The organism is Halorientalis brevis (assembly GCF_023077655.1).
Map to the genome: position 1 here is coordinate 306,537 of NZ_JALLGV010000001.1, position 14,658 is coordinate 321,194.

13 protein-coding genes are annotated in these 14,658 nt (G+C 65.6%); 8 read left to right on the forward strand and 5 right to left on the reverse strand.

The features are described from left to right. Nucleotides 1–189: 189 nt before the first annotated feature. Nucleotides 190–1,191 carry a TIGR04024 family LLM class F420-dependent oxidoreductase gene (locus tag MU553_RS01585; RefSeq protein ID WP_247373910.1) on the reverse strand — a complete coding sequence of 334 codons (1,002 nt, stop codon included), beginning with the start codon at nt 1,189–1,191 and terminating at the stop codon, nt 190–192. 168 nt (nt 1,192–1,359) lie between these two features. Beyond that, a complete protein-coding gene (locus MU553_RS01590; RefSeq protein ID WP_247373921.1) occupies nt 1,360–2,133 on the reverse strand; it encodes an SDR family NAD(P)-dependent oxidoreductase in 774 nt (257 codons plus the stop codon). A gap of 266 nt (nt 2,134–2,399) precedes the next feature. Between MU553_RS01590 and MU553_RS01595 the strand changes: the two genes are divergently transcribed. The 4 genes from MU553_RS01595 to MU553_RS01610 all read left to right on the forward strand — a co-directional run bounded on the left by MU553_RS01595 (nt 2,400) and on the right by MU553_RS01610 (nt 5,653). Beyond that, nucleotides 2,400–3,386 carry an MBL fold metallo-hydrolase gene (locus MU553_RS01595; RefSeq protein WP_247373930.1) on the forward strand — a complete coding sequence of 329 codons (987 nt, stop codon included), beginning with the start codon at nt 2,400–2,402 and terminating at the stop codon, nt 3,384–3,386. Beyond that, complete coding sequence (locus MU553_RS01600) at nt 3,383–4,126, forward strand: HAD family hydrolase (protein WP_247373932.1); 744 nt, start codon at nt 3,383–3,385, stop codon at nt 4,124–4,126. The genes MU553_RS01595 and MU553_RS01600 overlap by 4 nt, the downstream gene beginning before the upstream one ends. Nucleotides 4,127–4,226: 100 nt before the next feature. After that, nucleotides 4,227–5,003, forward strand: coding sequence for an SDR family NAD(P)-dependent oxidoreductase (locus MU553_RS01605; RefSeq protein ID WP_247373934.1), 777 nt, complete (start codon nt 4,227–4,229; stop codon nt 5,001–5,003). A gap of 92 nt (nt 5,004–5,095) precedes the next feature. Then, nucleotides 5,096–5,653 carry a response regulator transcription factor gene (locus MU553_RS01610; protein WP_247373946.1) on the forward strand — a complete coding sequence of 186 codons (558 nt, stop codon included), beginning with the start codon at nt 5,096–5,098 and terminating at the stop codon, nt 5,651–5,653. On the opposite strand, the gene MU553_RS01615 is transcribed toward MU553_RS01610, so the two are convergent. Continuing rightward, nucleotides 5,654–6,631 carry an LLM class flavin-dependent oxidoreductase gene (locus MU553_RS01615; protein WP_247373949.1) on the reverse strand — a complete coding sequence of 326 codons (978 nt, stop codon included), beginning with the start codon at nt 6,629–6,631 and terminating at the stop codon, nt 5,654–5,656. Nucleotides 6,632–6,710: 79 nt separating this feature from the next. Continuing rightward, entirely contained in the window at nt 6,711–7,877 is a 1,167-nt protein-coding gene (locus MU553_RS01620; RefSeq protein ID WP_247373951.1) for a CaiB/BaiF CoA transferase family protein, read from the reverse strand. A gap of 424 nt (nt 7,878–8,301) precedes the next feature. Here MU553_RS01620 and MU553_RS01625 point away from each other — a divergent pair, with 424 nt between their 5' ends. Continuing rightward, a complete protein-coding gene (locus MU553_RS01625) occupies nt 8,302–11,181 on the forward strand; it encodes a midas domain-containing protein (protein ID WP_247373954.1) in 2,880 nt (959 codons plus the stop codon). 143 nt (nt 11,182–11,324) lie between these two features. Further along, nucleotides 11,325–12,551 (forward strand): acyl-CoA dehydrogenase family protein, encoded by a 1,227-nt coding sequence (locus MU553_RS01630; RefSeq protein ID WP_247373956.1) that lies wholly within the window; start codon nt 11,325–11,327, stop codon nt 12,549–12,551. Nucleotides 12,552–12,583: 32 nt separating this feature from the next. Here the strand turns inward: MU553_RS01630 and MU553_RS01635 are convergent, their stop codons facing one another. Further along, nucleotides 12,584–12,832 carry a DUF7385 family protein gene (locus MU553_RS01635; protein ID WP_247373958.1) on the reverse strand — a complete coding sequence of 83 codons (249 nt, stop codon included), beginning with the start codon at nt 12,830–12,832 and terminating at the stop codon, nt 12,584–12,586. Between the two features lie 119 nt (nt 12,833–12,951). On the opposite strand from MU553_RS01635, the gene MU553_RS01640 reads away from it, so the two are divergent. Then, nucleotides 12,952–13,398: a universal stress protein gene (locus MU553_RS01640; protein WP_247373961.1), complete on the forward strand. Its 447-nt coding sequence runs from the start codon at nt 12,952–12,954 to the stop codon at nt 13,396–13,398. 79 nt (nt 13,399–13,477) lie between these two features. After that, nucleotides 13,478–14,626, forward strand: coding sequence for a tubulin/FtsZ family protein (locus MU553_RS01645; protein WP_247373963.1), 1,149 nt, complete (start codon nt 13,478–13,480; stop codon nt 14,624–14,626). Nucleotides 14,627–14,658: the final 32 nt, after the last annotated feature.

Here is a 14,658-nt window from a genome sequence, read left to right on the forward strand (position 1 = left end):
CCTGTTTGGCCAGTGAGATCTTCCATGTGCTCCCACCCGGTAACTTTCCCTGAGACGGCCATAACGCCGGGAGCACGTTCCCATCTAATGAAAAATAAAAAGGAAGAACGGGCAATATGTTCGGTCGATCATATATAAACCGTCACTGACCGACGCGTCCTCTCGGTCCACCGCCCCCAGAACCGACCCCTAGGCTGGTGCGAGCGCTTCCATCGTCTGGAGGATCTGGTCGTGGTCGGCCGCGCGCGGGAACGAGATGTTGATCGCATCTAAGCCGTCGACGTCCGCGAACGCGTCCAGTTGGTCGGCGGCGTCCTCGGGCGTGCCCGCGACAGCGACCTCCTCGATCAGTTCGTCAGGCAGAGCGTCCATGGCCGCCTCGCGGTTGCCGCTGGCCCACTGCTCGGACACCTCGTAGGCCTCGTCCTCGTACCCCTGTCGTGCCAAGGCGTCGCGATAGAACGTGCCCATCCCACCTATATAGAATCCGATATGTTGTCGAACAAGTCGTTCTGCCTCCCCGGGATCGTCCAGCGCACAGCACGTCAGCGAGAGCGTCACGCGCTGGTCGTCGCGGTCGCGGTCGCCCATGTCGGAGCCGCGGTCGAAGTCCGCCATGCGCTCTTCGAGGCCCTCGCGAGTGAGCATCAGGGCGTGCCAGCCGTCGGCGAAGCGGCCGGCGAGTTCGACGGACTTGGGACCCATTCCGGCGGCGTCGATCGGCGGCATCGGGTCCGGGGGGTCACAGCGCAGTCGGAAGCCGGAGAGCTGGTAGTACTCCCCGTCGTACTCGACCTCCTCGCCGCGCATCACCTGTTTGGCAATGTCGATGGTTTCGCGCGTCCGGCGGAGCGGGTTGCCGAAGTCCTCGCCGTGCCAGCCCTCGATGACGATGGGGCCGGAGGGGCCGAGGCCGAGACGGAAACGACCGTCCGAGACTTCCTGGAGGGTCGTCGCGGTCTGTCCGATGAGAGACGGCGTCCGCGAGTAGATCGGCACGATCGAGGTTCCGATGCCGATCTCGTCGGTCCCATGGGCGATGCTGGTCAGCGTCGTGACGGCGTCGCGACCCCACGTTTCGGGAAGCCAGGCGCGTTCGTACCCCAGCTGTTCCCCGCGCTGGGCTTGCTCGACCAGCGTCTCGACGCTCGGCTGCGCTGCCACCGGCAGGTAAACGTCTCGTGTTACCATGGTACCGACGGCTCCCTCCTGCAACAAATACTTTCACCCTCACATATCGAGCGCCGCCGTGGCGACTCGCTGGAGTGTGAACTGCTGGGGGGAGACCGCCGAGAGAACTGGAGACTGGCGGTGCCGGATGGGCGCAGTGAGCGGCCGGGAAAACGCAGTACTGCGGAGTTAGATGTCCGGCGACTCGTCGATCTGCGGGACGCCCTTGGCGGTGATGGTCTCGCCGGTCATGTACGACGAGGCTTCGCTGGCGAGGAACTGCGCGACGTCGGCGATCTCCTCTTCGAGGCCGATGCGCCGGTGGACGTCGTCCCGCTCGATGTCGTCGGCCGAGACGCCCATCTGGGACTCGACGCCGGGCGTGGCGACGTAGCCGGGTGCGATGCAGTTGACCCGAACCTGATCGTCGGACCACTCGAAGGCGAGCGACTGGGTCAGGTTGATGACCGCAGCCTTCGCGGCAGCGTAGTGGCTCATCCACGGGGCGCCCATCTGGCCGGCGACGCTGGCGAAGTTGACGATCTGGCCGCCGCCGTTCTCGCGCATGACTTCGCCGGCGGCCTGCGTGGCGTGGTAGGTGCCGTGGAGGTTGATGTCCACGATGGTCTTCCAGCCGTTCTCGCTGATCGTCTCGAAGTTAGCCATGAACGACGCGCCGGCGTTGTTGACCAGCGTGTCGACGCCGCCGAACTCCTCGACGGTCGCGTCGACGAGCGCGTCGACGGCGTCCCGGTCGGTCACGTCACATTCGACGGGGAGACACTCGCCACCGTCGCGGTCGTTGATCGTCGCGGCCACGTCGTCGACTTTCTCCTGTTCGCGCGAACAGACGACCACGTCGGCCCCGTCGTCGGCGAACCGCTCCGCGATCGAGCGACCGATCCCCTGTGACGCGCCAGTGACGATGACCGCCTGGCCGTCGACGCCGAACTGCGATCTCATCGGGCCACCCCGCTCGGTCCGGTCGAGCTACCATCAGTACTTACCATTGTTAATCTACATCAGCCCTGTCGGGTTCATCGTTAATAAAAGTACGTTGCCACCCGATCCGGCCGAGCAGACGAGTTTACGAAATGCGGGAGATTGTCACACACGTTCGTAGCTCGTAAAACAAAACCTGGCTTCGATATCGGTTGTTAGTTTATATCAGTTCACCACATTGTATGGAAACCAAACTCTTAACGGGTCGAAACCGTTTTTCTGGGGTAATGAGCGAACAGGACGCCGAACAGCGAGCGGAATCAGTCGCAGTCCATCGGATCGAGTTCAGCGTCGACTGGCCGCCGGGACACGTGGCGGCGTATCTCGTCGACTGTGCGGAACCGATCCTCTTCGACGCCGGCATGGCGGGCGAGGACGCCCACGAGGAACTCGTCGCCGGCCTCGCCGACAGCGGCTACGACCTCGCTGACGTCGACCACCTGGTCGTCACGCACCCCCACGTCGACCACATCGGGCAAGTTCCGGCGATCGTCGAGACCGCCGATCCAGAAGTGTACGCGCCAGCGGGGGTCGACGAGCGGTTCGATCGTGATCCGGACGAACTCGCCGAGACCGTCGAGCAGAACGCCAAGGCGGCCGGCCTCCGCGGCGAGTATCTCGACGAGGCCGTCGAGATGTCCGTCGAATCCCTGGAGCGGGACGGCGGTCTCCTCAGCCCCGACTACGTGGACCACTGGGTCGACGGCGGGACGGAGATCGACATCGGGCCGCTGACGTTCGAGACGACCCACACGCCCGGGCATCAGGCTGATCACCTCGTCTTTCAGACCGAGTTCGACGGTGAGCGACGGCTGTTCGCCGGCGACATGGCGCTGGCGACCTTCCGGCCGGTCGCGATGCACACCGGCTTCGACGACGGCTACGACGAAGCGATCGACGCCTACTACACCGGGGTCGACCGCCTGGCCGAACTCACCGTCGACCGCGTGTACCCCGGCCACGGTCCCGTTCACGCCGACTTCGACGACGCGATCGCCGACGACAGGGAGAGCCTCGACCACCTCTTAGAGCGGAGCCTGGAGATGCTCGACGACGACGGGAAGACCGCCGTCGACGTGGCGTTCCAGCGGAAGGGCGACCGGGACATCCGGTATCTCGTCATCGAGACCACGAGCGCACTGGCGAAACTCGATCGCGACGGCGAAGCGTCGAGCACCCTCGAAGACGGCGTCCGTCGGTTCACGGTGGCATGACCGAGACAGTCCCCGAGGAGTGGGCGGCAGTCTTCTTCGACATCGGCGGCGTCATCGTGAACCTCCCGTCCATCCGCGCCGGGTACGCGGCGTACCTCCAGGAGTTCGCGACCGAGTACGACCTCGATCCAGAGCGGGCCATCGACGCCTGGCGCGAGACGCTCGGCGAGCACTTCAAAGCGGCCGAGGGAAACGAGTACCGGACCGCCAGCGACGGCTACACCAAGGCGTTCGACGCGCTCGTGGACGCCGACCTCACCGAGGCGGATTGGCGGCCGGGTTTCGAAGCGACGACGCGCGAAGCCATGGAACCGGAACCGCACGTCGTCAAGACGATCGAAACGCTCGACGAGGCGGGTCTCTACCTGGGCATCATCTCTGACATCGACACCTGGGAGGCACACCGGATGCTCGACACCTTCGGCCTGGACGAGGCGTTCGACGGCATCACCACCTCGGAGGCCGTCGGGTACAAGAAACCGGACGACCGCATCTTCGACGCGGCGATCGACGAGGCAGAGGTCGACCCAGCGCGGTCCCTGTACGTCGGCGACCGCTACGAACATGACATGCAGGGCGGGCAGCGAGCCGGGCTCTGGACCGTCGCTTACGGCGACAGGATCGGCGAGGACGTCGCTGACGACTCCCGTGACGGTCACCGTGTAGTCGGGGACCCAGCCGTGGACTTTTTCGTCGAAGACCACCGCGAGCTTCTCGAGATCGTCGGCGTCGACGAGTGAACAACGACTTCGAGAAGGCGAGTTCAGCGCACTGTTGGTAAGCTCACCTCGTTTGTGAGGGCGAACCGTTAACACACCTGGTGGTGAACAGTCGGTTGCAATGGATTTCGGACTCGACGACAAGACGGCCCTCGTGACGGGGGGAGCGGGTCGTATCGGAAGCGAGGACTGTCGAATTCTCGGCGAGGAGGGCGCGGAAGTCGTTGTCCTCGACGTGGACGAGGACGGTGCCAAAGACGTCGCCGACGAGATCGAGGAAGACGGCGGGGACGCCATCGCGCTGGAGTGTGACCTGACGGACCGAGACGACGTGGCCGACGCCGTCGAAGACCTTCGGGACGCGACCGGCGGCGTGGACGTCCTCGTCAACAACGCGGGGATGGTCGACGCCGTCGGCCGAACGGGCGACCTCGACCCGAGTACCTGGGACCGAGACATGAGCATCAACCTGACGGGGACGTTCAACATCACCCGAGAGGTGTTTCCACACATGTGCGAGCGCGGGTGGGGCCGCGTCATCTCGATGTCCTCGATGGCAGGCGCGTACGGCGGCTTCGGACAGATTTCGTACTCGACGACGAAGGCCGGCCTCATCGGGCTGGGGAAGACGCTGGCGCTCGAAGGCGCTCCCGATGGCGTGACCTCGAACGTCATCGCCCCGTCCATCGTCGTCGGGGACCTGGCGGAGCTGCCGGCCGACCAGATCGAGAACATCAACGAACACTGGGCGGACATCGCACGGGCGACGCCCATGGGCCATCTCGGTCGGGAAGAGGACGTCTCGAACCTCATCGCGTACCTGGCCAGCGAGCAGGCCAGTTACGTCACCGGTCAGGTCATCGGCGTGACCGGCGGCGTGGACCTGTTCACGTACTGAACCGGGGTCGCGCAGTCGGCCGACACAACGTATCGGCCAGGATACAAAGTCAATTTTATTACCTGATGCCGGAAATACCCGGCAACGCATCGATGAGCGAGGAGTCCTCGGCCACTGCCACCGTTCTGATCGTCGACGACGAGAAGCGAGCAGCCGACACGTACGCCGCAGCGCTCGACGACGAGTACGACGTGCGAATCGCCTACGGTGGCGAGGAGGGGCTCGCCCGGATCGACGAGGAGGTTGACGTCGTTCTCCTGGACCGCCGGATGTCCGATATCTCGGGTAACGAAGTCCTCCAGGAGATCAAGGACCGCCACCTCGACTGTCGAGTCGCGATGGTGACGGCCGTCAACCCCGATTTCGACATCCTCTCGCTGGGCGTCGACGATTACGTCGTCAAGCCGGTCGGCAAAGAGCGACTCCTCACCACGGTAGAGCGGCTGCTGGCGCTGAAAGAGCACGACGACGCCTATCAGGAGCTCAGCACGTTGAAGGTGAAGCGAAACGTCCTGGCCGTCGAGAAGCCCGAGGCCGAACTCACCGACAACGAGGAGTTCAGCCGGCTCGAATCCCGCATCGAGGAGTTAGAGACGCAACTCGAAGACATCGAATCGGAGTTCGAGCTGCCCGGCGAGCGAACCCGGTGATTACTCGGGCGCGAGCGCCCGAATCGTTTCGAGCGCCAGGTCGCCAGCGGCCTGTGCCGGCACCGTGACGATCGGCAAGTCGACGAGGCCGGCCTGCAGACGCTCCAACTGTTCTCGCGCAGCCGACGGCGAGCCAGCCACGCCCAGCGCGTCGACCATCTCGTCGGTCACCGCTTCGGTCGCGGCGTCGCGGTCACCGTCCCGCCAGTGGTCGGCGACGGTCGCGGCCGCGTCCGGGAACCGCTGTGCGACGGCCCGACGATACCCCTCGCCGCTTCCGACGTAGTAGGCGACGTGGCCGCGAATCGCGTCTCTCGCGGCGTCGGGATTCTCCTCGCTGACTGCGGCCGGCACGTACGGGGCGACGGTGATCTCCGCCGGGTCGCGGTCGGCCGCCCGCGCGGTCTCCTCGATCTCCGCGAAGGCGTCGTCGAGGTCCGGAAAAGGGACGTTGTGCGGAATCCAGCCGTCCGCGAGCCGCGCGACAACCCGGCGGTTCGCCGGCCCGAGCGCCGCGTGGTAGATCGGTACGTCGACCTCGAGCGGGTCGAAATCGGCGACCTCGAACAGTTCGCCGTCGTACGACACCGGCTCGTCGCTGGTCGAGAGGTATCGCTTGGCGATAGCGATGGTCTCGTGGGCGCGGCGGACGGGCCGGTCGTACTCCATCCCGTGGAGGTCTTCGACGGCTTTGGGCGTGCTGACGCCGGTGCCGAGCGTCATCCGGCCGTCGGCGAATCGGTCGACGGTCGCCGCCGCCATCGCGACGACGGCCGGCGAGCGCGAGAAGACGTTCGCGATCGCCGTGCCGAGCCCGACCTCTTCGGTTTCGCGGGCGAGCACGCCGAGCTGGACGAACGCGTCGCTGCCCCAGAGTTCGGGCATCCAGACGGAGTCGTACCCAAGCTCTTCGGCAGTCGTGGCGACCCCGACTGGGTCCATCACGTCCGCGGGCGGCAAGAGCAGTCCTGGCTCCATACAGGCCAGCCAACTGCCGTCACCAAAAAAGTCCGCTCGCGTCGACTCGGGGGTCCAGCCACCAGCGCTGGACCGCTGGTCACGCGATCACGTCGGCTGTTCGGAGGGCCACGAGCTCGGCGGCGTCGTACCCGACGGCTTCGAGCACCTCGTCGGTGTGTTCGCCGTGCTCGGGAAGCGGGCCGCCAGACGCGTCGGGCGTCTCAGACGACAGCGCGGGGAATCCGACCCGCGGACGGCCGCCGTCCCGGTCGACCAGGTCGCGGGCGTCGGCGTACTCGCTGTCCAGCGTCGCGGAGAGGCGCTGGACGGGAGCCACCATCGCTTCCACGTCACCGAGACGGTCTTCCCACTCCTCGCGCGTCCGCGTCGCGAAGATCGCGGCGAGTTCCTCACGGAGCGCCTCGCGTTCGGCGGGGTCCTGTGTCATGTGGACGTCGACGAGGTCCTCGCGGTCGACGGCCGTACAGAACTGCGTCCAGAACTTCGGTTCCAGTGCGGCGAGCGTCACGTACTCGCCGTCGGCAGTCTCGTAGACGTCGTACCACGGCAGCCCGCCGGTCAGCGGCGTCTCGCTGGGTCGGGGGTCGTCGCCGGTGAGCGCACCGTCGGCGACGGCGTGGGAGAACGACGCGACCACGTCCGTCATCGCCACGTCGACGTACTCCCCGCCGGTGTTTCCAAGTTCCCGCGAGAGGAGCGCACCGACGATGCTAAAGGCCGCGAAGAGCCCCCCCGCCATGTCGCCGATGGGGTAGCCGGGGATCTGTGGCTGACTGTCCTCGTCCTCCCGCGTCAGGTCGAGCAGGCCTGCCATCCCCACGTAGTTCAGGTCGTGACCGACCCGGTCGGCGTACGGGCCGGTCTGGCCGAACCCCGACAGCGAACAGTAGACGACGTCCTCGTTTCGCTCCCGGACGGAGTCGTAGTCTACACCCAGGCGGTCGACGACGCCCGGCCGGAACTGCTCGAATACGACGTCGGCAGTCTCGGCGAGTCGCAGGAACGCCTCGCGGCCCTCGTCGCTCTTCAGGTCGAGTGCGACGCTCTGTTTCCCCCGGTTGATCGCGTCGAAGATCGCCCCGACGCCGTCGTCAGTGTACGGAGGCATCAGCCGCGCGTAGTCGCCGGCGTCCGTGTCCTCGATCTTGATGACTTCGGCGCCCGCGTCGGCCAGCAACTGCGTCGCGTACGGGCCGGGGAGCAATCGAGAGAGATCGAGGACGCGTATCCCATCGAGTCGCATACTGGCCCCTCAGCCGGGAGCGCAATAAGTGTCAGCCGTCGTGGTTGGGGTCGACGCCGCTATCGATTCCGCGTCTCGACCAGTCACGTTTCAGAACTAACGGCTGCGAGACGGGTTTGTGCCACCGTACCGAGACTGACCCGCGGATTCGGCGTCGGACCGTCGAGCTCCGGTGCAGCGCGCTCGTGGACGGCGGCGAGTAACCCTTCCCTACCCAGCGCTTGCCAGCGGCTCGACAGACCGGGGCTCGGGAACAGATACCTTCAGCGGACACGAACGTTCGCTCGGCTTTATTCACTGTTTCGGAGACGTTCTAGTGCCAGCGGCGGCCACGACGCCGCGGCTGGTGGGGAATCAGTATGCATACACACGTCACAGCGATCAGTCACGCGACCGCCGAGCGAGAGCCGCGAGCGGGGAAGCGATGAGAGCGGTTCCGTCGCTCGTCCTCGCCGGCATCGTCGTCTGTAGCGCGTTTGTAACACCGGTTTTCGCCTCGCAGAGTCACGCCGATGCGACAGTTGCAGCACCCGGGTCCGGAGACAGCGGTGCTACAGGCGAGGTAGCCGCCCTGGCACGCGCCGAGGTCTCCCAGGACGACGACTTGCCGCCGCAGTTGCGAGAAGCGGCAATCAGGGGCGCCCGCGACGGCGCGCTGCTCGCTCAGGAGCAAGGTGTCAACGTCACGCAGCGACAGGTGCAGGCAGCCGTCGACGGCGCCGTCAGCGCAGCGCGGCAGACCCAGCGCCAGGACGCGTCGGTCCGCCAGATACAGGCCGCCGCGAAAGGTGCCTCGCACGGTGCACTCGTGCAGAGTCAGTCGGCAGCCGTCGAACAGGTGCAGGCGGGCGCGTACGGCGGCGCAGCTGGGGCGCTCGTGCAGTCACAGAACGCCAGCGTCGTCCAGTTACAGAGTGCCGGGTACGGGGCGGCTCACGGCGCGGTTGCCCAGCACCAGCAGGCCAACGTGACCCAGATTCAGGCCGCAGCGATCGGCGGGGCTGCAGGCGTCGCCAGCGAATCCACGCAGGCACAGGACCTGAGCGTCAGCCAGCTCCAGGAAGCAGCACAGGGCGGTGCGTACGGCGCACTGAGTCAGAACCAGACCGTCAGCATCGAACAGGTGCAAGCTGCCGCGTTCGGTGCCGCGAGCGGCGGCGTCGCGAACGGTGGAGACGCCGACCCCAAGAAGATCCAGGAGGCGTCGGTGGGCGCAGCCCACGGCGCGCTCTTCCAGAGACAGGCCGTGACGGTCGAGCAGGTCCAAGCGGCCGCCCGCGGCGCCTGCGAGGGGTCACTCGAACAGAGTCAGTCGGTGTCGATCGTCCAGATACAGCAGATCTCCGTCGGTGCGTCACAGGGAGCGATCTCTCAGTCCCAGCAGGCATCGGCGCGGCAGATCCAGGCGGCGGCCACTGGGGCGTCGCGAGGCGCCGTCACGCAGATCCAGACCATCGAAATCACGCAGATCCAGACGATCGTGCTGAATGCAGCGGCCGACGCGGCAGACGACGCCGCACAGACCGGGACGGACGAACCGGACGTCATCATCCAGCAGGCCGTCACGAACGTCGAGCAGAACGTCGAGGTTACTGTTGAGACCGGGGACGTCGAGAACGTTACTGATGGCGAGGACGGTGACGAAAACATCACTGACGACGAGAACGTCACCGACGACCAGGACGAGGAACCGCCCATAGACCTGGAGAGCCTGAACGTCTCGGTCGAGAACCAGAGCGTGTCGTTCGAGAACGCGAACGACGTGGCGGTCGTCGTCACTGTCGAGGGCGACCGGTTCGACGAGCAGAATGTCACCGTCGGCGCGAACGACGCGCTCACGGAGTCGTTCCCGCACGGCAATTACACGGTGACTGCCCAGACGGCGGACGGCGAGCCGGTTCCCGTCAACGGGCAAGCCGAGTTCCAGCTGACCGTCGAGCCGACCGTCGAGAGCGTGACCGTCTCCGCCACCGACGGCGTGGTCACCGTCGAGAACCCCAACTCCTTGTCCGTCGCGGTCGAGTTCGAGAACGAGACGGGCGAGCAGCGATCCATCACGGTCGGCGCGAACGACTCGCGGACGACCACGCTCTCGCCGGGCGAGTACGTCGTCACGGCAGCCACCGAGGAGCGGCGCTTCGCAGTGCCGGTGAACGGGCAATCGGAAGCCACGCTACCGGTCGAGGCGCTCCCCTCGGCAACCGCCAGCGTCGACGGACAGACGCTCAACGTCGAGAACCCCACCGACGTTCGGTTGACGTTCCTGCTCACGGACGAGGCGAACGACACGGAGCAGTTCCTCGTGCTGGCCGGAGAGAACGACACGCGAGAGCTCGATCCCGGTAACTACACGCTGACAGCGGAGACCCGAGACGACGTCCGTGTCCCAGTGAACGACGAGTCGGCCTTCTCCTTCGAGGTGGGCGCTCCCGGCCCCACGCTGGAAAGCCTGAACCTCAGCACTGACGACAGCGAGGTCACGATCGAGAACCCGAACGACGAGTCAGTCGTCGTGACCGTCAGTGACGAAGCGGGCGCGACCGATACGCTCGAAGTCGACGGGAACGAGACAGTCTCGGCGGGGCTCCCGGCCGGCAACTACACGGCCTCCGCCGAGACGGACGACGGCGAGACCGTCCAGGTGAACGACGAAGACGAGTACAGTTTCTCCATCGAAGAAGTCGACGCGGAGGTAGAGAGTCTGACGGCCAGCACGGACGACGACCAGCTCACTCTCGAGAACCCGAACGACGAAACGGTCGTGGTAACCGCGACAGACGAGGACGGAGAGGAGCAGACGATCGACGTTCCGGCCGACGACACGGTTACGTCAGCACTCGATCCCGGCGAGTACACGCTGACCGCCGAGACGGAAGACGGCGAGCAGGTCGACGTCAACGGGAGCGAGTCGCTGGTGGTCCAGATCGACGAGGCAGCGGCAGACGACGATGACGAAGACGACGAAGAGACTGAGACGGAAACCGAAGCCGAGGACGAAGACACCCCGACGGAAACTGAGGTTGAAGACGAAGACACCCCGACGGAAACTGAGGTTGAAGACGAAGACACCCCGACGGAAACTGAGGTTGAAGACGAAGACACCCCGACAGAAACGGAGGTTGAAGACGAAGACACCCCGACAGAAACGGAGGCTGAGGACGAAGACACCCCGACGGAAACAGAGGCTGAGGACGAAGACACGCCGGTCGAGGAGGAAGACACGCCGACCCAACCCGAGGAAGCGGACGCCGAAGAGCCAGATGAACAGGAACCGACGGAACCGCCGACCGAACCGGCGGAGTGAGCACCGTCACTCACTAAGTCGCCGGCTCGGGGTGTGAGCCGTTACGGGCGGCGTTAGCCGCCTGTTCCCGCTTTCGTCCGAGACACGCACGAAGGTTCAGGGGAGCGATGGGATTAATGCACCAGTGGACAGTTTAGTGCGGTATGGCAACACAGGACTCGACCCGTCCCGGCGGGGTCAGTTTCGAGACCGACGAGGAGACGCGGCTCATCCTCGACAGTTTAGACGAGTTCATCGAACAGGAAGTCGAGCCGCTCGAGTCCGAGCTGGGCGAGACGTGGTCGAATCCGCGGCTGCGACACGAGGACGACGGGCGACTGGTCGGGGAGGTGGTCGACGCGATGGAGACGATCCGCCGGAAGAGCGCCGACGCCGGCTTCTACGCGATGAACCTGCCCGAAGACGTCGGCGGCGAAGGCGTCTCGAACGTCACCTGGTATCGGGCGAAAAAGCACGTCGCCTCCCACGGGATGGGGCTCACCGAGTTCGTCCTCGCGGGTCCCGAAGGTCCGAAACCGCTGCTCCTGCAGGCCGAGGGCGAACAGGTCGAGGAGTACCTGAAGCCGGCCATCCGGGGGGAGAAGTCGACTGCGTTCGCCCAGACCGAACCCGGCGTCGGATCGGACTCGCCGAGCATGCAGACGTCGGCGGAGAGAGACGGGGACGAGTGGATCATCAACGGTCAGAAGCAGTGGATCACGAACGCGCCGTACGCCGACTTCGTACAGGTGTTCGCGCGCACGACCCCACAGGAAGACGCGGGTCGCTACGGCGGGATCACGTGTTTCATCGTCGAGGACGACGAGTACGAACTCGGATCGATGAACAACGCCGTCGGGATGCAGGGTCTCCAGGCGGAACTCGTGTTCGACGACGTGCGCGTCCCCGAAGACCGCGTCCTGGGACAGGTCGACGCCGCATTCTACAACGCGATGGACTTCCTGTCGCTCGGGCGGCTCGAACTCGGCGCGGAGGCCATCGGGTACGCCGAGAACCTCATCGAGACAGGGGTGGAGTACGCCACCGACCGCGAGGCTTTCGGTCGGCCGATCGGGAAGTTCCAGGGAATCTCGCACAAACTCGCAAAGGGGCGCGCGAAAACCTACGCAGCCGACGCCGCGGGACTCAAGCTGGCCTGGCAGATGGACCGGGGCGACCAGGCCATCGAGGAGTCGTCGATCCTCAAGTGGTTCGCGACGAACGCCTTCTGGGAGGTCGCCGACGACGTGGTCCAGGTCCACGGGGGCAACGGACTCTCAGAGGACAATCCGTTCATGGACCACCTCCACGTGGCGCGCATCCTGCGGATCGTCGAGGGGACCGACGAGATCCAGCTCAACACCATCGCCAAGCAACTCGGCGTGTCGTAAGCCGCGGGCGTCTCGGGCCGAGCGCTCGTGGGTCAGTGGCGGAACATCAGCACGCGGTCGGCTTCGCGGCGAATGCAGAAGGGCGTCACCGATGAGGGGCTGAACGTGTTGTGCTGTTTTTCGGAGGTGAACAGTTGCTCGAAGGGCTTGCCGCAGGCCGGACAGGCGTACCCTTTCTTGTTGGTCCAGAGGCTGGTCTCTCGGGTCTCCTTGAGCAGTTTCAGACCGTGGCGGTAGTCGTGGATGTCGATGGGCCCGTCGCCCTCACCCAGGGTTTCCATACTGGCGGGATGGCCCGGCCGGAACAAAGAACCTCGGGACGGCTCAGCGACCGACTGGAATCGACCGGCCCATTGCCGGGTCCCCCGCGATTAAGAAACCGGCGAGTGAATGCGAGAGTATGGTCTTGCTGGTTCCGTTCGACGGGTCCACACTCTCGAAGGCGGCGCTGGAGCGCGCGACCGAGTTCGCCGAGTACCGCGACGAAGAGGTCGTCGCACTCAGCGTCGTCCCGGACGACGAGGAGTACCTCCAGAACAGGGGACTGCTCGCCAAAAACGAGTCCCTCGACGTCGACGAACTCTGTGCGGAGTTCGAGCGGGGCGTCCGCGAGATCGCGCCCGAGGCGACCTTCCGATGCGAGACGCCGGATTCGAGCGACTCGATGACTGCGACCGTCATCGACGACATCACGCGGACGATCCGGAACGTCGCCGACGAGGTCGATGCCTCCATCATCTTCATCGGGAGCGAGAACGCCGGCCGCGTCTCGACGCCGGTCACGAGCGTCGGCAGTCCGATCTCGAAGGATCCGCGCTACGACGTTCACATCGTCCGGCACACGTAGACCCACGCGCCTTCTCCGTCTTCGTCTGCCGCGACCTTCATGTGTGTCAAGCCTCACGTAGACGTACGGGGACTCACGCGTGAAACTCGGATTGATCGGCGTCGGGCAAGCCGGTGGGAAGCTGGTCGATGCCCTCGTGGCGTACGAAGCGAACTCGCGAGCGGAGTTCATCGCCGACGCCGTCGCGATCAATTCCGCTGAAGCCGATCTCCTCGGGCTGGAACGTGTTCCGAAAGACCATCGGGTTCTCATCGGTCAAACGCGGGTGAAGGGACAGGGAGCAGGTGCTGATAACGAACTCGGCGCGGAACTCGTACAGGCAGACATCGAGGAGGTGATGGCCGCCGTCGACGAGATCCCGGTACACGAACTCGACGGGTTTCTCGTCGCTGCCGGCCTGGGCGGTGGCACCGGCAGCGGGGGCGCGCCAGCGATCGCGCGGGAACTCGGTCGACGTTACACGGAACCGGTGTACGGCCTTGGGGCCCTGCCCGGACAGGACGAAGGCCGAATCTACGCGCTCAACGCCGCGCGGTCGATACGGACGTTCGTCCGCGAGGCGGACAACCTGCTCCTCGTGGACAACGACGGCTGGCGCAAACAGGGCGCGAGCGTCGAATCAGAGTACGAGCGCTTCAACACGGACATCGCCCGACGGGTCGGGATCCTGTTCAGCGCGGGCGAAGGCGCGACCGGCACCGTGGCCGAGAGCGTCGTCGACGCCAGCGAGATACGCAACACGCTCGGGACGGGCGGCGTGACGACGATCGGATACGCAACGTCCCACATCGATAGACCGCAGGGCGGCCTCCTCTCCCGGCTCTCCGGGTCCAAACCCGAACCGAGCGACACGCAGAACCAGATCACGAGCACGGTTCGCCTGGCCACGCAGGGACGGCTGACGCTCCCGTGTGAGATCGCGAGCACCGAACGCGCCCTGGTCGTCGTCGCTGGACCGCCAGCGTATCTCGACCGGAAAGGGGCCGAACGGAGCCGCAAGTGGCTGGAGGAGGCGACCGCCACCGTGGAGGTTCGAGGCGGAGACTACCCGGTGCCGGACTCCGAGTACATCGCCGCAGTGGTCGTCCTCTCGGGCGTCTCGAACGCCCCACGCATCGAACGACTGAAACAGACCGCCGTCGAGACGCAGCGGTCGATGCGAGACGGCAGCGACGACTTCGCAGACGTCTCCTCGAGCGGCGACGGTGATATGGAACCGCTTTTCTGATCGAACCCGGGGGACGGATATAAACACCCGAT